The sequence below is a fragment of the Mycobacterium sp. NGS61 genome (assembly GCF_059812325.1).
In genome coordinates this window covers 174,438-193,013 of the sequence record NZ_JCALCL010000005.1, presented here as the reverse complement: position 1 = coordinate 193,013, position 18,576 = coordinate 174,438, and the positions used below count along the sequence as shown (strand labels likewise).

The 18,576-nt window shown below is 64.6% G+C and carries 19 protein-coding genes; 12 read left to right on the top strand and 7 right to left on the bottom strand.

From position 1 onward, the window contains the following. Positions 1 to 22 precede the first annotated feature (22 nt). Positions 23 to 1,021 carry an acyl-CoA dehydrogenase family protein gene (locus AC5Y3Z_RS13440; protein ID WP_463827268.1) on the top strand — a complete coding sequence of 333 codons (999 nt, stop codon included), beginning with the start codon at positions 23 to 25 and terminating at the stop codon, positions 1,019 to 1,021. After that, entirely contained in the window at positions 1,005 to 2,180 is a 1,176-nt protein-coding gene (locus AC5Y3Z_RS13435; RefSeq protein ID WP_463827269.1) for an acyl-CoA dehydrogenase family protein, read from the top strand. Before AC5Y3Z_RS13440 ends, AC5Y3Z_RS13435 begins: the two co-directional genes overlap by 17 nt. A gap of 65 nt (positions 2,181 to 2,245) precedes the next feature. On the opposite strand, the gene AC5Y3Z_RS13430 is transcribed toward AC5Y3Z_RS13435, so the two are convergent. The 3 genes from AC5Y3Z_RS13430 to AC5Y3Z_RS13420 are packed head-to-tail and all read right to left on the bottom strand — an operon-like array spanning position 2,246 to position 4,560. Further along, complete coding sequence (locus tag AC5Y3Z_RS13430) at positions 2,246 to 3,613, bottom strand: cytochrome P450 (RefSeq protein WP_463827270.1); 1,368 nt, start codon at positions 3,611 to 3,613, stop codon at positions 2,246 to 2,248. A 16-nt stretch (positions 3,614 to 3,629) separates the two neighbouring features. Next, positions 3,630 to 3,824: a ferredoxin gene (locus AC5Y3Z_RS13425; RefSeq protein WP_463827271.1), complete on the bottom strand. Its 195-nt coding sequence runs from the start codon at positions 3,822 to 3,824 to the stop codon at positions 3,630 to 3,632. 34 nt (positions 3,825 to 3,858) lie between these two features. Further along, positions 3,859 to 4,560, bottom strand: a complete 702-nt coding sequence (locus AC5Y3Z_RS13420) for an SDR family NAD(P)-dependent oxidoreductase (protein ID WP_463827272.1) — start codon at positions 4,558 to 4,560, stop codon at positions 3,859 to 3,861. A 394-nt stretch (positions 4,561 to 4,954) separates the two neighbouring features. Here AC5Y3Z_RS13420 and AC5Y3Z_RS13415 point away from each other — a divergent pair, with 394 nt between their 5' ends. The 9 genes from AC5Y3Z_RS13415 (at position 4,955) to AC5Y3Z_RS13375 (ending at position 15,818) form a co-directional block, all read left to right on the top strand. Next, positions 4,955 to 6,160 carry a CaiB/BaiF CoA transferase family protein gene (locus AC5Y3Z_RS13415; protein ID WP_463827273.1) on the top strand — a complete coding sequence of 402 codons (1,206 nt, stop codon included), beginning with the start codon at positions 4,955 to 4,957 and terminating at the stop codon, positions 6,158 to 6,160. A 282-nt stretch (positions 6,161 to 6,442) separates the two neighbouring features. Next, a complete protein-coding gene (locus AC5Y3Z_RS13410) occupies positions 6,443 to 7,249 on the top strand; it encodes an MlaE family ABC transporter permease (protein WP_463827274.1) in 807 nt (268 codons plus the stop codon). A 22-nt stretch (positions 7,250 to 7,271) separates the two neighbouring features. Beyond that, positions 7,272 to 8,117 carry an ABC transporter permease gene (locus tag AC5Y3Z_RS13405; protein WP_463827275.1) on the top strand — a complete coding sequence of 282 codons (846 nt, stop codon included), beginning with the start codon at positions 7,272 to 7,274 and terminating at the stop codon, positions 8,115 to 8,117. An 8-nt stretch (positions 8,118 to 8,125) separates the two neighbouring features. Further along, positions 8,126 to 9,319 carry an MCE family protein gene (locus AC5Y3Z_RS13400; protein ID WP_463827276.1) on the top strand — a complete coding sequence of 398 codons (1,194 nt, stop codon included), beginning with the start codon at positions 8,126 to 8,128 and terminating at the stop codon, positions 9,317 to 9,319. After that, entirely contained in the window at positions 9,316 to 10,347 is a 1,032-nt protein-coding gene (locus AC5Y3Z_RS13395) for an MCE family protein (protein ID WP_463827277.1), read from the top strand. The genes AC5Y3Z_RS13400 and AC5Y3Z_RS13395 overlap by 4 nt, the downstream gene beginning before the upstream one ends. Beyond that, complete coding sequence (locus AC5Y3Z_RS13390) at positions 10,340 to 11,422, top strand: MCE family protein (RefSeq protein WP_463827278.1); 1,083 nt, start codon at positions 10,340 to 10,342, stop codon at positions 11,420 to 11,422. Before AC5Y3Z_RS13395 ends, AC5Y3Z_RS13390 begins: the two co-directional genes overlap by 8 nt. Beyond that, entirely contained in the window at positions 11,422 to 12,828 is a 1,407-nt protein-coding gene (locus tag AC5Y3Z_RS13385) for an MCE family protein (protein WP_463827279.1), read from the top strand. The genes AC5Y3Z_RS13390 and AC5Y3Z_RS13385 overlap by 1 nt, the downstream gene beginning before the upstream one ends. After that, on the top strand, positions 12,825 to 14,162 hold the full coding sequence (locus tag AC5Y3Z_RS13380; RefSeq protein ID WP_463827280.1) for an MCE family protein: 1,338 nt from the start codon (positions 12,825 to 12,827) through the stop codon (positions 14,160 to 14,162). Before AC5Y3Z_RS13385 ends, AC5Y3Z_RS13380 begins: the two co-directional genes overlap by 4 nt. Then, complete coding sequence (locus AC5Y3Z_RS13375; RefSeq protein ID WP_463827281.1) at positions 14,163 to 15,818, top strand: MCE family protein; 1,656 nt, start codon at positions 14,163 to 14,165, stop codon at positions 15,816 to 15,818. It abuts the gene before it with no gap. A gap of 12 nt (positions 15,819 to 15,830) precedes the next feature. On the opposite strand, the gene AC5Y3Z_RS13370 is transcribed toward AC5Y3Z_RS13375, so the two are convergent. The 3 genes from AC5Y3Z_RS13370 to AC5Y3Z_RS13360 all read right to left on the bottom strand — a co-directional run bounded on the left by AC5Y3Z_RS13370 (position 15,831) and on the right by AC5Y3Z_RS13360 (position 17,689). Continuing rightward, positions 15,831 to 16,355: an Rv2253/PknI dimerization domain-containing protein gene (locus tag AC5Y3Z_RS13370; protein ID WP_463827282.1), complete on the bottom strand. Its 525-nt coding sequence runs from the start codon at positions 16,353 to 16,355 to the stop codon at positions 15,831 to 15,833. 69 nt (positions 16,356 to 16,424) lie between these two features. Beyond that, positions 16,425 to 16,988: a twin-arginine translocation pathway signal gene (locus AC5Y3Z_RS13365; protein WP_463827283.1), complete on the bottom strand. Its 564-nt coding sequence runs from the start codon at positions 16,986 to 16,988 to the stop codon at positions 16,425 to 16,427. After that, positions 16,985 to 17,689: an Rv1363c family protein gene (locus AC5Y3Z_RS13360; protein WP_463827284.1), complete on the bottom strand. Its 705-nt coding sequence runs from the start codon at positions 17,687 to 17,689 to the stop codon at positions 16,985 to 16,987. The genes AC5Y3Z_RS13365 and AC5Y3Z_RS13360 overlap by 4 nt, the downstream gene beginning before the upstream one ends. A gap of 164 nt (positions 17,690 to 17,853) precedes the next feature. Here AC5Y3Z_RS13360 and AC5Y3Z_RS13355 point away from each other — a divergent pair, with 164 nt between their 5' ends. Beyond that, on the top strand, positions 17,854 to 18,267 hold the full coding sequence (locus AC5Y3Z_RS13355; protein WP_463827285.1) for a hypothetical protein: 414 nt from the start codon (positions 17,854 to 17,856) through the stop codon (positions 18,265 to 18,267). Positions 18,268 to 18,280: 13 nt separating this feature from the next. Here AC5Y3Z_RS13355 and AC5Y3Z_RS13350 read toward each other — a convergent pair whose 3' ends face one another. Continuing rightward, positions 18,281 to 18,565 (bottom strand): Mtp family mycobacterial-type pilin, encoded by a 285-nt coding sequence (locus tag AC5Y3Z_RS13350; RefSeq protein ID WP_463827286.1) that lies wholly within the window; start codon positions 18,563 to 18,565, stop codon positions 18,281 to 18,283. Between the last annotated feature and the right edge of the window lie 11 nt (positions 18,566 to 18,576).

Here is an 18,576-nt window from a genome sequence, read left to right as displayed (position 1 = left end):
ATCCAGACGGGAGGCGGCCCGGATGCTGTTGGAGTTCGATGCTGATCAGCGGCTTTGGCAGGACACGGTGCGCGACGTCGTGGCCAAGCAATGTCCGCCGTCACTGGTGCGCAGTGTGGCCGAAGACGGCGCCGACACCGAACCGTTGTGGAAGCTGTACCGCGAACTCGGCTGGACCGAACTCAACGACCCGGCCAGCGCCGTCGAGCTGGCCATCGTGCTCGAAGCGCTCGGCCACGCCGCCGACCCCACCCCGTTCCTGGCGACGCTGAGTCAATTCGCGCCGCTGGCCGGCGACCGGTTCGACCCGGGCCAGTCCGGCACCGCGGTCTACAGCGGAGTCACCGCCCGGCGCGACGCCGAGGGGTGGGTGCTCGACGGCACCGCTCGTCACGTCCTCGACGGCGACCGGGTCGACCAGGTGGCGGTGGTGACCGAAGCCGGAGTGTTCCTCGTAGCCGCCGACCAGCTGTCGGCGCGACGGGAATCGGTCTTCGATCCGGTGCTGCACGTCGCCGACCTCTCGTTCCGCGAGGTGCGGGTGCCCGACGGCGACCGACTCAACACCGACCGCGAGCGAGCGCGACACACCGCGCTGACGGGCATGGCCATCACCATGGTCGGAGCCTGCCAGCGCATCCTGGACATGGTCCTCGAACATGTGCGCAGCCGGCACCAATTCGGCGTTCCGATCGGCTCATTCCAGGCCGTGCAACACAAAGCTGCCGACATGCATGTGGCTGTTCAGCGGGCCCGGTCGCTGTCTTACTTTGCGGCACTGACGATTTCCGCGGACGACCCGCGCCGCAGGCTGGCCGCCGCGATGGCCAAGGCGTCAGCCGGCGAGTGTCAGTCGCTGGTGTTCCGGCACGGCCTGCAACTGCACGGCGCAATGGGATTCACTTGGGAGAACGATGTGCAGTTTGCGCTCAAACGGGCCAAGGCCGGTGAGCTGATGCTCGGGGGTGCCGCGGAGCATCGAGCCCAGATCGCCGAGGAGTACCGTGCAGCTGACTTTTGATACCGAGGTCGAGCAGTTCCGGGCGGAATTCTCGGCGTTCCTCGACGACAATCTGCCGGACGCCAGGGAATGCACCGAGCGACCCCGATCGGTGTCTCACATGCCGGCCTGGGCGCGGCGCTGGCAGCGGCTGCTGTTCGACAACGGCTGGCTACTGCCGACCCAGCCGCCCGAGTACGGGGGCCGCAATGCGACCGTGCTGCAGCAGTACGTCTACCTCGAGGAGCTGTGCCGCCGCCGGATCTACCACAGCCTCAACCCGCAGGGCGTCAATATCGTTGCGGCGTCGCTGATTTCGTTCGGTAACGACGAGCAGAAGCGGCGCTGGGCGGTACCGATCCTGCGAGCCGAGCTCACCGCGTCACTGGGTATGAGTGAGCCCAGTGCAGGTTCCGACCTGGCGTCGTTGCGCACCCGGGCGGTGCGGGACGGCGACCACTTCGTGGTCAACGGGCAGAAGGTGTGGACGTCGGGCGCCCACGATGCCGACGTCCTGCTGACGTTTGTCCGGACCGACCCGGACGCGCCGAAACACAAGGGCATCAGCGCATTGGTCATCCCCACCGACACCGAGGGCGTGGTCTGTCGGCCCTTCGCGTCGGTCTGCGCCGCCGACGACCTGGATTTCAACGAGGTCTTCTTCACCGATGTCAAGGTGCCGGCCGAGAACCTGGTCGGTGAGCTCAACGGCGGCTGGCGGGTGGCCAACGGCTCGCTGGGGCACGAACGCACCATGATGTGGCTGGGGTTCGCCGACCGGATGGACAATATGCTCGCCGACTTCGTGCCCAGCTCCGCATTGGACCGCGACCAGTACGCCACCACGATCATGGACAAGCAGGCACTGCGCCTGTTGGGGTCGGTGGCGCTGGCTCGTGCGTCGCGCGGCGAGGACGACACGTCGGCCATCTCGGTACTGAAACTTCTTGGCTCCGAAGCGGAATTGCGGATTTCCGAGTACGCGTTGGCCGCGGCGGGTGGGGACGGTCTGGTGCATCCGGCGTTGACCGGGCCGTACGCGCCGATGAATCTCGACCACTATTTCGCGAGTTGGTTCGAGCGGTACGCCCGCAGCTTCTCCGGCACGATCGCCGGCGGTACGTCGGAGATTCAGCGCAACATCATCGCCCAGCGGGTGCTGGGTTTACCTCGCGGGTAGCCGTCCACTTCGGCCCCGAGGGTGACCAGCGTTGCACGCTCGGCGACACCGCGGGCATGGTCCGCTCAGTCGATGACGGCGGCCTCTTTGCGCTCGGTCACCGGACGCGCCAATTCCTGCTCCTCGCAGATGCGTTGCAACTTCTCCAACGTCTCGTCCAGGCCGGCGCCGAGTCGCGGCCCGGGCGTGAAACTGGCCGGTAGCTTGCGCATCCCCTGAATCACGCCGATGGTCTCGTAGTGGACCGCGCCACCGGGGTCGCACCGGTAATCGGGCATCCGGTCCAGCACCGCATTGAGCATCGACTTGAACACCGTGCGCGCCACATTGGATCCGACGCAGCGGTGCACGCCGATGCCGAAACTGAAGTGCCGGTTGCCTTTACGGTCCAGCACCACCTCGTCCGGGTCATGGAACACCGCGGGGTCGCGGTTGGCCATCGCCCATGAGATCCACAGCCGTTCACCCTCTTTGAATCGAGTGCCGTCGAGTTCGGTGTCCTCCGAGAAGGTTCGGCCGTCGCCGGGTGCCGGCGTGAAGTAACGCAGAAATTCTTCGGTGGCGGGGTCGAGTAGCGTCTCGCGCTCGCGCCGCAGGCGTTCTCGTTCGTCGGGATGCTCCGAGAGCCATTCCAGGGAATGGGCGGTCAACGCCGTGGTGGTGTCGAATCCGCCGCCGATCACCAGCCCGAGGTTGCCCAGTATCTCCAGGTCGGGAGCGGGCTCGCCGTCGATTCGCATCTGCAGCAACGCATTCACGATGCCGGGACGCGGATTCTCGCGGATTTCGATCATGTTGTTGACCATGTCCAGGCCCATGTTGCGGTGCATCTCGGTGACGCGCTCGATGTCGGGGGAGTGCTCCGGGGTGTACACCGCGGCATGGACCGGCTCGCTGTACATATTCCACTTCTTGAGCGGAATGCCCAGCATCGCCAGGGTCAGTACGGCGGGCACGATGTTGGCCAGGTCGTCGACGAAATCGATGTGGCCACTTTCGATTTTCTCGTCGACGCACGCGCGGGTGACGTCATCGATGAAGGGTGCCCAGCGCTTGACCGCGGCCGGTGACAGATACGGATTGAGCACCGTCCGGTAGGTGCGGTGCTCGGGGTCGTCCATCTCCAGGATGCCCCCGCGCACCACGCTGACCCGTCTGGCCGTCGGGATCGAAATCCCTTTGTAGCCACGACGTTCGCCGTGGATGTCATGATCGTTGGAGACCGCGGGACAGCGGGCCAGTTCGAACACCTCATGGCTGCCGGCCGCGACCCAGTGCCCGCCGTAGGTCTCCGTCCACGCCATCGGGCACTTGGCGTGCATCTCCTCGGTGATGCTCTTGAACTTCGATCGGTACTCCGCGGAGTGCCGATCGAAGTGGTAGCTGTTCTTCTTGCGATCGCTGTCGCTGTCTATCGCATCGTCCACACTCAAAGCGCTGTCTCCCAGTTCAGTCGGTGAGCATGATGGCTTGCTCGGGGCAGGACTGCGCGGCCTCCCGCACTTGCTCGAGCTGGTCTTCGGGAACCACCTCGTTGACCGCCGAGGAGCTCCCGTCGATGTCGCTGAGCTCGAACGAATCCGGTGCGATCATCGCGCACAGCGTGTGTCCCTGGCAGCGTTCGGCATCCACCCAGACCTTCACCCGTCCTCCTTCGAAATGTCTGTCGGCTGTGTGTTCAGGTGTTTCGGCCGCCGTTGACACCCAGGATCTGACCCGTGATGTAGCTGGCTTCGTCCGACGTGAGGAAGGCACACGCGGCGGCGATATCCTCGGGCTGGCCGATCCGGCGCACCGGGGTCCTGGCGATATTCTCCTCGACATCACCCAGGAACCCCTGGGTTTCGGCGTTGCGCAGCATCGGGGTGTCGATGAAGCCGGGCGGCACGGCGTTGACCGTGATGCCCTTCGGCCCGTATTCGAGCGCCAACGACTTGGTGAGTCCGTTGACCGCGGACTTGGCGGACACGTAGTGCGCCATGAAGGGCTGACCCGAGTGGGCGCTGGACGACGAGATGTTGACGATCCGCCCCCACCCCGCCTCCACCATGTCGGGCAGCACCGCCTGGGTCATGTGGAAGACACCGTTGAGGTTGACGTCGATGACCTTGCGCCATTCGTCGAAGGTGATCTTGTTGAAGCGCTTGAAGCCGTCCAGGCCGGCTGCGTTGACCAGGATGGCGACCGGTCCCAGCTGGTCGCGGATCGCCGACAGCGCAGCGTCCACCTGCGACCGATCGGTCACGTCCGCGGTGAACGAGAGGTCGTCCTCGGCTTCCTTGAGGTCGATGACGGCGACGTTACGACCGTCGGCGCGCAGTCGCCGCGCGATGGCCAGACCGATGCCGGATCCGCCGCCGGTGACCACCGCTGTCTTCATGTCGCAACGCTGCCAATCTCACTCACAAAGAATCTGCCTTACAATTATGAGAATCGTACTCTCCGGCGGAAGTTGCTGGCAAGTTATCCGGCAAACCGCGTGCAGCCTGCACCAAAGGGTGCGTGCGGCGCGACGCTGAGCGACCGCTTAGCCGATCGACAGGGTAATACGCTTCGGCTCATTTCTTGAGTTCTCGCTTCTCGAATGTAAGATTCGCCGGGGATGAGAATGAAGTTATCGTGACTGTCGCCACACCACACAGCCGGGGCAGGGGGTCATCCATGTCGGTGCAGGACGCGTCGGTGGTGCTCGCGCGCCGGGTGCTGGTCACCGGCCGGTCGGTGAGTTCGTGGACCGCAAGTCTCTTGCGGTCTCAGTGATAGGAGCGCCCGCGTTGAAACCCCTCGAAGGAATCCGCGTCCTGGAAGTCGCCATGTACGGCTTCGTCCCGTCGGCGGGCGCAGTGCTTGCCGAGTGGGGCGCGGACGTGGTCAAGGTCGAGCACGCTGTCACCGGCGACCCGCAGCGAGGCCTGCGTCAGACCGGCATGCTGCGCGTCGAGGGCGACCCCAACCCGAACATCGAACACGCCAACCGCGGCAAGCGCAGCATCGGCCTGGACATGTCGGTGCCGCAAGGAAAAGAGGTGCTGTATGACCTTGCGCGCCGATCCGACGTGTTCCTGACCAGCTTCCTGCCCGACCACCGGCGGAAATTCGGCATCGACGTCGACGACATCCGGGCGGTGAATCCGAACATCGTCTACGCTCGCGGAAGCGCGCTCGGGCCACGCGGTGACGAAGCGACCAAGGGTGGGTATGACATGACCGCCTTCTGGTGCCGGGCCGGTACGGCCGCCACCATCACGCCGATGGGTTACGACGGGATGATCAATCCGCCCGGACCCGCCTACGGCGACACCATCTCCGGCACCAACCTGGCGGGCGGTATCGCTGCGGCGTTGTTGAAGCGGGAGCGCACCGGGGAAGCGTCGGTGGTCGACGTGTCGTTGCTCGGCAGCGGGTTGTGGTCACTGGGACACACGGTGGCGTTGACGAATCATCTGGGCCAGCTGATGATGTCGCCGCCGCCGGGCATCCACGGTTCACCGGTCAACCCGTTGGTGGGCGTGTATCCGACTGCGGACAACCGCTATATCTCCCTGGTGATGATGCAGCCCACCAAGTTCTGGGCCGACGTGTGCCGGCACATCGATCGCCCAGAACTGGCAGACGACCCGCGTTTCAGCGATGCGGAGAAAATCGCTGCGAACACAGCAGAAGCCGTGGAGATCTTGACCAAAGTCATTGCAACACGCACCCTTGCCGAGTGGAGCGAACGTTTCGCGACGCTGGCGGGTCCATGGGCGCCCGTGCAGGACACCCTGCAAGCTGCCGATGATGCGCAGATTCGATCCAACGAATACATTGTGCGCGCAGGCGAACTCGAGCTCGTCGCCAATCCGGTGCAGTTCGATGTCACCGCGCCGCAGACGGGCCCGGCACCCGGGTTCGCCGAGCAGACCGACGAAATCCTGTTGGAACTCGGCCTCGACTGGGACCGCATCATCGAACTCAAGACCGCCGGCGCGGTCACGTAGGACGTCCGATGCCCGATAACGGTTATGCGTTTTCCATTCCCACCGGACGCGGTATGAGCAATAATCGCCAAACGCGTCAAGGCGTGGGGTTTCGTGCGGCGGCTACGTCTCGGCAGCAGCTACTCACGCGACAGAGCGGAGGGACCGTCGGCAGGATGGTAGAAGTCGTTGACGGTGTCGCATCTGCTAAGCCCCCGCTGTCACTGACACCCGCGGCCCGGATCGGCATGTCGCGCAGTTCAGTTGCCGCCGCTGCGCTCACCGGGAAGGGATCTCGGACCTATGGCGAGTAAGGGCGCGGAACGCTGGACCCCGGGTATTTCACTGGGGCGCGGTTCCAAGCCCATGGAGGCCGTCGGCGCGCTGTTTGCGATGTCGGCCGACGCCATCAAATATCTCTTCCGCCGGCCGTTCCAGTGGCGCGAATTCCTGGAGCAGTCGTGGTTTGTGGCGCGGGTCGCGATCTTGCCAACGTTGTTGGTGGCCATACCTTTCACCGTTCTGGTGAGCTTCACCCTCAATATCCTGTTGCGCGAACTGGGCGCTGCTGACCTCTCCGGTGCCGGGGCCGCCTTCGGTGCGGTCACTCAGGTCGGTCCGCTGGTGACCGTGTTGATCGTCGCGGGGGCCGGTGCCACCGCGATGTGCGCGGACCTGGGTTCCCGAACCATCCGCGAAGAGATCGACGCGATGGAGGTGCTGGGCATCAACCCGGTTCAGCGTTTGGTGACGCCCCGAATGCTGGCCTCGGGTCTGGTGGCACTGCTACTGAACAGCCTGGTCGTCATCATCGGAATTCTGGGCGGTTATGTCTTCTCGGTGTTCGTCCAGGACGTGAACCCCGGCGCGTTCGCCGCCGGAATCACCCTGTTGACCGGTGTCCCCGAGGTGATCATCTCCTGTGTCAAGGCAGCGCTTTTCGGCCTGATCGCCGGGTTGGTCGCCTGCTACCGCGGGCTGACCGTCTCCGGCGGCGGCGCGAAGGCTGTCGGCAACGCCGTCAACGAGACGGTGGTGTACGCGTTCATGTCGCTGTTCGTGGTGAATGTGGTCGTCACCGCGATCGGTATCAAGATGTCGAGCAAGTAGCGGAAAGGGGGTAACGACTCACGTGACGCTGCGAGCTACCTATCCGCGGGTGGCGCGGACGCTGGAGAAGCCGGTCGGTGCCCTGGGCCGATTCGGCGATCACACGTTGTTCTACGGCAAGTCCCTCGGCGCGATCCCCTTCGCCGCCACCCATTACCGCCGTGAGATCATCCGGCTGATCGCCGAAATCAGCATGGGGGCCGGCACTCTGGCGATGATCGGCGGGACACTGGTCATCGTCGGATTCCTGACCCTGGCCACCGGCGGGACGCTGGCCGTGCAGGGTTACAGCTCGCTGGGCAACATCGGCATCGAGGCACTCACCGGATTCCTGTCCGCCTTCATCAACGTGCGGATCGCGGCGCCGATCGTCGCGGGCATCGGCTTGGCGGCAACGTTCGGTGCCGGAGTGACGGCACAGCTCGGGGCGATGCGGATCAACGAGGAGATCGACGCGCTGGAATCGATGGCGATCCGCCCGGTCGCCTACCTGGTGAGCACCCGGATAGTGGCCGGAATGCTGGCGATCACGCCGCTCTACAGCATCGCGGTGACGCTGTCGTTTCTGGCCAGCCAGTTCACGACGGTGTTCCTGTTCGGCCAGTCAGGTGGTCTGTACCAGCATTACTTCAACACCTTCCTGAACCCCATCGACCTGCTGTGGTCGTTCCTGCAAGCCATCCTGATGGCGATCACCATCCTGCTGATCCATACCTATTACGGCTTCTTCGCCTCCGGCGGCCCGGCCGGTGTGGGTGTCGCGACCGGCAACGCGGTCCGCACCTCGCTGATCGTCGTCGTGTCGGTGACCCTGCTCATCTCGTTGTCCATCTACGGCTCCAACGGCAACTTCAACCTGTCGGGCTAGGAGGGGTGGTGAACGAGAGGCGCGCGTATGTCAGTCCGTTGGTGGGCTTGGCGACCATCGGCGTGATCCTGGCCATCGTCGCCGTCGCCATCGGGTTGTTCAGCAGCAGCTTCACCGAGAGCATCCCCGTCACCGTCGTGTCGCCGCGGGCGGGACTGGTGATGAACCCGGAAGCCAAAGTGAAGATGCGTGGCGTTCAGGTGGGCAAGGTCGAAAGGATCGAAGAGCGGCCCAACGGTCAAGCCGTGTTGCACCTGGCGATGTACCCGTCAGCAATGCAGTTCATTCCGCGCAATGTGCTGGTCGACATCGCGTCGACGACAGTCTTCGGTGCCAAGTTCGTCGAGTTGCTGCCCCCCGAAAACCCCTCGCAGCAGAGTCTGCAACCGCATCAGGTGCTCGAGGGCAAAGGCGTCACGGTGGAGATCAACACCGTCTTTCAGCAATTGACGTCGTTGCTGGGTTCGATCGATCCCGCCAAACTCAACGAGACCCTCGGCGCGATCGCGGCGGCGGTGAACGGCCGCGGCCACAAGATCGGCCAAGCGCTGGCCGACCTGGACGCGTTCCTGGCCACCCAGGATCCCGCGCTGCCCGCGCTGAACCACGACCTGAGCGTGCTGCCCGCGGTGAGCAACGCCTACGGCGATGCCGCACCGGATCTGATGAGGGCGGCTGAGAATGCCACGCAGCTCAGCAAATCCATCGTCGAGGAACAGCAGAATCTGGACGCGTTCCTGATCAGCTCGATCGGACTGGCCGACATCGGCAACGAAGTGGTGGGCGGAAACCGGCAGGGCCTGACCGATGTGCTGCATCTGCTGCTGCCGACGACCAACCTGACCAACGAGTACAGCCCGGCGCTGACGTGCGCCCTGGGGGGCATGGCGGTGAACCTGCATGCGGCGGCGTTGCCCGAACCGATGATCAACGTGCTGGTCTATCTCGGTTTCGGCGCTGAGCGCTACCGCTACCCGGCGAACCTGCCCAAGGTGGCTGCGACCGGCGGTCCGCAGTGCCACGATCTGCCGCGGGTGCCCTTCGAGCACGCCCCGCCGTTCGTGATCGCAGATATCGGCGCCAACCCGCAGGAGTACGGAAACCCGCAACTGCTGCTGAACTCCGACGGTCTCAAGCAGCTGCTCTACGGACCGATCGACGGACCGCCGCGCAACAGTTTCCAGGTCGGAGATCCCGGATGAGCAACTCACGCGGAATGATCTTCAAATTCGGCGCCTTCGCGGTGATCATGGTGCTGCTGACCATCTCGTTGTTCTTCATCTTCGGGCAGTACCAAACCGGTTCCACGAATGAGTATTCGGCGCTCTTCACCGACGTGTCACGACTCAAGGAGGGTCAGACGGTGCGGGTGGCCGGGGTCCGGGTGGGCACCGTCAACAGCATCGAATTGCGTGCGGACAAGAAGGTTTTGGTCAAATTCGACGCCAACCGCAGCGTCGTGCTCACCGGCGGCACCAAAGCGGTCGTGCGCTACCTGAATCTGGTCGGCGACCGGTACCTGGAACTCCTCGACGGACCCGGGAACACGAGGGTGCTGCCGGCCGGCAGCGAGATCCCGATCGATCGCACCGCGCCGGCCCTCGACCTCGACCTGCTGCTGGGCGGACTGAAGCCGGTCACCAAGGGACTCAAGGCCGAAGACGTGAATGCGCTCAGCGCGTCGCTGATCCAGGTCTTCCAGGGCGAGGGTTCGACCCTGCAGTCGCTGCTGTCCAAGACATCTTCGTTCTCGAATACATTGGCCGACAACAGCGAATCGGTCCAGGCGCTGATCGACAACCTCAACACGGTGGTCGGCACCGTCAATTCCGAGGGCACGAAATTCTCCGGCGCCATCGACCGTCTCGAGCGCCTGATCAGCGGATTGGCCGGCGACCGCGACACGATCGGCACCGCCATCACCGCCCTGGACAACGGCACCGCCTCCATCGCCGATCTGCTCACCCGCGCCCGACCGCCATTGGCCGGCACCGTCGATCAACTGAATCGGCTTGCGCCGCTGTTGGATAACGACAAGAACGTCATCGACATCTCGTTGCGCAAGTTGCCGAACAACTACCGCAAGTTGACCCGGTTGGGGTCTTACGGCGCCTGGTTCCCCTATTACCTCTGCGGACTGTCGCTGCGCGTCTCGGACCTGCAGTACCGGACGGTGGAAGTGGGCATCAAGCACCAAGTCACGGGAAGGTGCGCCGAACCCGATGCTTAAGTACCGCGGAGCACAGCTCATTCGCGCCGGATTCCTCGGCGTCGTCTCGATCATGCTGGTGATCGCCGTCGGGCTGTCCCCGGATGCGTTGATTCAACGGGCTACCGCCGTCCGCTACCAAGCCGTGTTCGGCGATGCCGGCGGTCTGGTAACCGGCAACGACGTGACGGTCTCGGGGATCAAGGTCGGCAGCGTGTCCGGGATGAAGTTGCAGAACGGCGATGTCCTGGTGACGTTCACCGTCAAAGGCGCTGTGCTACTCGGCTCGTCGAGTACCGCTCACATCCGGACCGGGTCGTTGCTGGGCCAGCGGGTGCTCACCGTGGAGTCCACCGGCAACGGCAAAATGCGCCCGATGGACGTCATCCCGCTGTCGCGCACCTCGTCGCCGTATTCGCTGTCCGAGGCTGTCGGTGATCTGGCGACCGACATCCAGGGAACCAATACCGACTCCCTCAACCAATCCCTTGACACCCTGGCGACCACCCTGAATCAGATTGCGCCGCAACTAGGTCCGACGTTCGACGGCGTTACCCGGCTGTCCGCGACCATCAACGGCCGCGACCAGCAGCTCAGTCAACTACTCAAGGGCGCGGCCGACGTCACGCACATTCTTTCCGAACGCAGCCAGCAACTGAACACGCTGATCCTCAACGCCGACGACCTGCTGTCGATGCTGGTGGAGCGACGCCAGGCGATCGTGCGGCTGCTGGCCAGCACGTCCGCGGTGGCCAAACAACTGACCGGTCTGGTCCACGACAATGAGGCCGAGTTGGCGCCCACGCTGACGAAGCTGAACTCGGTGACCGCGATGCTGGAGAGCAATCGAGACAACCTCGGCAAAGCGATACCCGGCTTGGCCAAGTTCGAACTGACCCAAGGTGAAACGGTGTCCAGCGGGTTCTACTACAACCCGTTCATCCCGAACCTGTTCCAGTTCGAGTTCTTCCAGTGGTTGTTCGACTACGCATTCGGCTTCCGCGCCTACGGCGCGCCCGGTCAGCCACCGGACAATGCCGGGCCGCGGTCACTCCTGCCTTTCCCGTTCAATATGAATCCGGGCGGGTCGCGGTGATGCGCCGCCGAGGCTTCAAGATCGCACTGGCGGTCCTGTTGGTCGTGCTCGTCGTCGTCGGCGCCGGGGTCATGATCCGCAATACGTTCTTCCGGCCTACCACGATCACCGCGTACTTCCGCACCGCCACCGCGATCTATCCGGGCGACGACGTGCGGGTATCGGGCATGAAAGTGGGCACGATCGAGTCGATCGAGCCGGGGGGCACCCAGGCCAGAATGGTGATGCACATCGATCACGGCATCTCCATCCCGTCGGACGCCAGAGCCGTCATCGTCGCCCAGAACCTGGTGGCTGCGCGCTATGTCCAGCTCACCCCGGCCTACCGCAACGCCGGCGCCACGATGAAGGACGGCGCGGTGATCCCGGTCGACCGGACGGCCACCCCCGTCGAATGGGACGAGATCAAAGACCAATTGATGAAGTTGGCAACGGATTTCGGACCCAACAGCAGAGCATCGACACCGGCGGTGTCGCGGTTCATCGACGCGGCCGCCGACGCGCTGGGCGGCAACGGCGACAAACTTCGCCAGACACTGGCGCAACTGTCGGCGCTGGGACGAACCTTCGCCAACGGCAGCGGCAACTTCATCGACATCATCAAGAACCTGCAGACCTTCATCGGAGCCTTGCGCGACAGCAACATTCAATTGGTGCAGTTCAACAATCGGCTCGCCACCCTGACCAGTGTGCTCGACGACAACAAGCCCACCCTGGACGCGGCATTGACCGACCTGTCGACCGCCGTCGTGGAAGTACAGCGGTTCATCGCAGGCACCCGGGACCAGACCGCCGAGCAGATCACCCGGCTGGCCGACCTGACCCAGATCCTCGTCGACAACAAGATGGCACTGCAGAATGTGCTGCACGTGGCGCCGAACGCAATCGCCAACGGCTACAACGACTATGACCCGGACGTCGGCAATGTCCGCGGTGGGGTGGGCTTGCAGAACTTCAGCAATCCGACCTTCGCCTACTGCTCACAGATCGGGGCCATCGAAAACGTCACCGCGGTCGAGACCGGAAAGCTGTGCGGTCTCTATCTGAGTCCGGCTCTGAAAGTGTTCAACCCGTTGATGCTGTTCAACTTCAACTACCTGCCGATTCCGGTCAACCCGATTCTGGCTCCGGCGTTCGACCCGCAGAATGTCGTGTACACCGAGGATCGGTTGAAGCCGGGCGGGATAGGCCCGAGGCCAGCGCCCCCCGAATTGCCGCCCGCGGTGTCGGCATTCAGCGGGCTGCCGGGCGACACTCCGGAGTATCCGCCACCGCCCGGTCCGCCGGCGCGGATACCGGGGGCGGCGATGCCGGAGCCGCCACCACCGAGCCTGCCCGTCCAACCACCACCCGTACCAAACAGCCCCGCGGACCTGCTCCTGCCCGCAGAGAGGCATTCCCCATGACCCCCCGGCGACAAGGCCGGCCGCCCGCGCCCGCCGCGCGGACCGTTCGCCGGGTTCTGGGCATTGCCGTCACCGTCATACTCACTGTGAGCGGGTGTGCGTTCAGCGGACTGAACTCGCTGCCGCTACCCGGTGCGGTGGGACGCGGGCCGGATGCCACCACCTACTACGTCGAGATCGCCAATGTCGGGACGCTGGAAGCGAATTCGCCGGTGATGGTCAACGACGTGATCGTCGGCAGCGTCAGCAAGCTGACCGTCCGCAACTGGCATGCCGACGTCGAACTCTCGGTGCAGCGCGGTGTGGTCATTCCCGAGAATGTGGTGGCCAGCGTCGGACAGACCAGCCTGCTGGGATCCATGCACCTGGCCCTGAACACGCCGCTGGGTCAGCAAGCGCACGGCAAGTTGCCACCCGGCGCCAAGATTCCAATCGATCGCGCCTCGACCTATCCCTCCACCGAGCAGACGCTCTCCTCGTTGTCGGTGGTCCTCAACGCCGGCGGATTGGGACAGATCGGCGACATCATCAACAACTTCAACGCCGCGCTCTCCGGGCACCCTGCGGAGATACGCGATCTGCTGCACCGGTTGGACACCTTCATCGGCACCTTCGACGCGCAGCGCGAGAATCTGGTTGCGTCGATCCAATCGCTGAACCGGCTCACCGGAACGTTGGCAGGCCAGCGTGACGTGATTACGCGGGCGCTGAACAAGATTCCGCCGGCACTGGACGTGCTGATCAGGGAGCGGCCCCGGCTCACCACGGCACTGAACAAACTGGGGACGTTCGGTGACACGGCAACGAGACTGGTCAACGACGCCGGGTCGGATCTGGTGAACAACCTGCGGAATCTCGAGCCGACGATCCGGGGGTTGGCTGATGTCGGGCCGGAACTCGATCAGGCCATCGCCTATGCGCCGACATTCCCGTTCACCCAGGGTTTCATCGATCGCTATGTCCGTGGCGACTACGTCAACGGCAACTTCATCCTGGACCTGACCAACTCTGGACTGCGCAAGAGCATCCTGCGCGGCACCCACTGGGAGCGGTTGGGCGCAGAACCGGTGCCGGCGCCGGGAGACCCGCAGTATCTGCAGTTCCGGTACGGTGCACCCCCCGGATCGCCGGGCTCGTTCCTGCCGGGTCCACCGCCGGCTGCGGCACCGGGAGCACCCGGCCCGCTGCCGGGTCCGGCGCCCGCGGCGCCCGGCCCGCCCCCGGCGGGTGTGCCGAGCCTATTGGGGCCTGCGCCGGCGCCGGCAGAACAGGGTCCGCTGCCGCCGCCTACCGGGTTGCCACCCGTGGTCGCTCCGGTGCAGGGGGGTGGATAGATGCTGACTCGCTTCATCCGCATCCAACTCGCGATTTTCGCGATCGTCGGGATCCTCGGCATGGTCGTCATGGTCGTCCTCTACATCCAGGCGCCGACGCTGCTGGGCATCGGCAAGATCACCGTGACGCTGGAACTTCCCGAGAGCGGCAACCTGTACCGCTTCAGCAACGTGACCTATCGCGGGGTGCAGATCGGGAAGGTGACGGGCGTCGAGCTCACTGCGCGGGGCGCGAAAGCAACTATGCGGCTTGACAGTTCTCCGAAAATACCGGCGAACCTGGATGCGGAGGTGCGCAGCCTTTCCGCGGTGGGCGAGCAGTACGTCGACCTGCGGCCGCGCACCAGTTCGGGTCCCTATCTGCGCGAGGGCTCGGTCATCGCCGCGAGCAATACCCGCACCCCGCAGCCGATCGGGCCGGTGCTGGACCAGACCAGCGCCCTGCTCAACAGCATTCCGCAGGGCAAGCTCACCAAGCTGCTCGACGAATCGTTCCGGGCGTTCAACGGGGCCAGTTACGACTTTCAGTCGCTGTTCGACTCGACCTCGCGGATAGCCGGCGACCTCAACGGCGTCGCAGACCGCACGCGACGCCTCACCGAGGACACCGCGCCGCTGCTCGACTCGCAGGCGCAGACCACCGACAGTATCCGGCGGTGGGCTCACAGCCTGGCGGGTGTCACCGGCCAACTGGCGACCAACGATCCGCAGATTCGTAGCGTCCTGCACAACGGACCGGGGGCGTTCAACGAGGCGTCCCGGCTGCTCGACCAGATCAAGCCGACCTTGCCGGTGCTGCTGGCGAACCTGACCACGATCGGTCAGATCGGGGTGACCTACCACGCGTCCCTCGAGCAGGTGCTGGTGCTGTTCCCACCGTTCGTCGCGGCGATCCAATCGTTCGTCGGCAGCAACAGCCCTACCGGTTTGGCGACCGGTGCCTTCAACCTCATCATCAGTGACCCGCCCGCATGCACCGTCGGATTCCTGCCGCCGAGTCAATGGCGGTCCCCGGCCGACACCACGACCATGGACACACCGGACGGGCTGTACTGCAAGCTGCCCCAGGATTCGCCCATCGGGGTCCGCGGCGCCCGCAACTACCCGTGCATGGGCCATCCCGGCAAGCGGGCGCCGACGGTCGAAATATGCGACAGCGACCAGCCTTTCATGCCGCTTGCGATGCGGCAGCACGTCTTCGGCACCTACCCGCTGGATCCGAATCTGCTGTCCCAGGGGATCCCGCCGGACGACCGGGTCAACTTCAACCGGGAAAGAATCTTCGGTCCGATCGACGGAACGCCGATGCCGCCCGGGCTGGGCCCGGCGCGGGGATCGGCGATCCCGCCCAACGCCCCACCGCCGGCACAACTTTCACCGATGGGTGCGGTCGACCCCATCGCGCCGCTCGACACGCCTGCCGGCGCGCCCAGCCCGGCACCGGCGGCCGCGCCCGGTCCGCCGCCGGACCCGGCACCCGCAGCCGCACCAAGTGCGTTCGGGCGCAACGGATTACCCTCCGGGCCGGCCGTCGTCTTCGCCCAGTACAGCCCGGAGACCGGCAGCTATATGACTCCGGACGGTCAGGTCTACCGCCAGTCGGACCTGGTCGCGTCGAAGGCGCCGAAGACGTGGAAGGACATGTTCGCCATCTGAGGCGTTGTCTGCTCAGCCGATCCGGTCCAGCCGGAACGGCTGCTCGATGTACAGCGGAAGGTTCACGCCGCAGGCGCCACTTGCGGCACTGGTGCGCTCCCGCCCGGCGAACACCGTCGATTCGGGGTTGAGCGTATTGGCGCCGGTCACCGGGTCGGCGGGATAGAAGTAGATATTCGAGTGGCCGATGTACGAAGTGCCGTCCTCGCAGACCTCCCAGTTCGGGATGTCGCGTTTGACGAACCAGGTCGTTCCGTCGTGCATGTACAGTTGCGCGGTCCAGCCCTGGTCGCTGACCACCCGGCCGGCGCAGTCTTGAGCGGTCGAGCAGGACGAGGAGATGGTCCACGTGCTTCGGACCACGTCCTCATCGTGATACACCTGCCTGGTCTTGGCCCAGTCGCCGATCTGGGTGGCGGTGTAGGTCCCATTGATGGCGGGGTCGTAGGCCCATGCCGGCGGGGCTGTTCCTAGGCCGGCGACCAGGGTGGCCGCCGAGAGTGTCACAGCAGCCGCTGCACTGATCGGACGCATCATGAGTTGCTCCTCGACGCGCTTACTACCATTGAAATGGAGTCCGGACTTCACGATATATAAGAAGCGTGCTCACAAGCCTTCAAATTTTTCAATTAGCCACGAACTTTTGACTTTTTTCAACGTTACCCGAAGGCTGCTCGATGTCACTACTGGCTCCGGCTTTTCTTTGCTTGCCGTTTTTTGCCGGACGAAGACGAGCACCACCGCCGAATCGGGATGCAGTTCGGTCACTGCGGCTTTGACGACGGTCGCGGTGCTCGTCACTTGCGCGCGCTGCGTCGAGGGACTGACGATCTGGTCGGCGAACTGCTGGTAATAGAGCAGATAGTCGTCGGTGACCCGGGATTTGGCGTTCGTGAGGTCATGGCTCAGCGTGTCCGGTGAGTAGGAAAGCAGCGCCACCGCGCCGTCGCTGGCCGCTCCGATGACCTGGTGCGTGACGTTGCGGTCGGTCTGCCAATCCGACCGATAGGTTGCCAAGAAGTACCAGGTGGCGAAACCCGTACTGGTCAGCAGCAGCAGGGTCAGCACCATCGCGGGCCACTTAGCCAGCCAACGACGCGTCGGGTGCCCGTCCCGGCCGGTCGTCACCGGGCGGACCGACTTCTGCATCGCCTCGGCGTCGGCGGTCATGGGACGAACTCGACCTTGGCGATCTTGAGTCGTCCGGCGTCGGTCGCGACGTTGACGACCAGCCGCCAGGTCCGGATCTCCGGCTTGGACTGATCAGGCTTGGTGATCTCCGATCTGGCCGCGACCAGCACAACCGCGGAGTCACTGGTCATCGACTGCACCGCCACGGACTGCACGGATGCCTTGGTGACGACCTTTGATTCCTCGAGGGACCTGACCATGTCTTCGGCGCCCATCAGGACGCCGGCTTTGAACTGTCCGGTGGTCTCATCGGCGAAACGCTGCATGTCCGCTCTGGCTTTTGTCGAGTCGACCGACATCATTATCTGCACGGCGTTGCGGGCGACCGCAGCGAATTCGGCCGTCCTTTGAGTTTGCTGAACCACCCTTTGGTGATGCCAGATCAAATAGCCGCTGCCCGCCAGTGCGCCGCAGCTGACCAGAATCGCGGCGATGGCGGCAAGAGTCCTGCGACCCGGGCGACGCGGCCGGAGCCGGCGTGCCCACGACCGCCGTTCCTCATCCGGCGGATTGCCGGACCCGGTTGCGGCCCGCTCGGCCTGTTCGCGCAACGCGACTGCACGGGCTCGGGCAATCTCGGCGCGCGCTTCTGCTTCGGCGAGATCGTCGTCGCCGTCGAGGAGGGCCTCGATCGGAATGTCGGCGTCGAGCGCCTCGGTTGATAGCTCACCCGGCGGCATCGAGCACCTCCTCGCCCGGAATCACGGCGAGAGTCACATTAGCACTCGTACGGCAGATGCCCGCTCGGCCGGCGCACAATGCGCTCCTCTCGAACCAGGAGAATTTTCTTACCATCTGTCACCAAGGTAATGAATTTTCAGACCTACTGTGGCAAATTAAGTTGGTGCGATTCATTATCGGCGCGATCGCTGCATCGCTGGGCCTGGCGATGTCCGCGGGCCTGCCTGCGCCGCCCGCCGCCGCCGATCCCGCCAGTTGCGATTACGCGGACTGCACGCCGGGCATCGCCGGACACCAGGTGCTGGGTGCGCCGTGCGACAACACCACGTATTTCGTGTTCGGCACCGCGGACTACTACGTATCGTTCGCCACCGAGCCGGGACGGTTGATGTTCTGCGGCTCCCCGCGGCGGTATGAACCGCGCTGGTTCCGGTCACCGCCGATGGTCGGCGTCAAGCAGGAGAACGCCTCGTGCTCCGAATGGCCGACTTTCTATGTCGCACAGGCTCCGGACGGTCTGTTCCTGGTCTGCAACGCCCATGACGGTTTCCAACGTTGGGAGCGCGGCGACACCTGATCGTGCCGCCGACTCATGGTCGCGTGTTCGGGATGTTCGGCTGATCCTGGAACGGGCTCGGCCCGAAGTAGTCGTCGGTATGGATCGTGCCGTCGCGGTCGCGATGATGGGCATCGTGACACGTGGACGGATCGAAGTTATAGCCCCAAGCCGCCTCGTCATAGGGTTGGCCGGGGCACCAGTGATACCCCACCCACGGCCACTGCGGGTCGTCGGCCTGAGCGGTGGCGGCGCTCGCAATCATGAAGCCGGTGGTAATCATGATCGCTGCGGCAGCCAGACGACGAACAGTCTCCATAGAGGAACGGT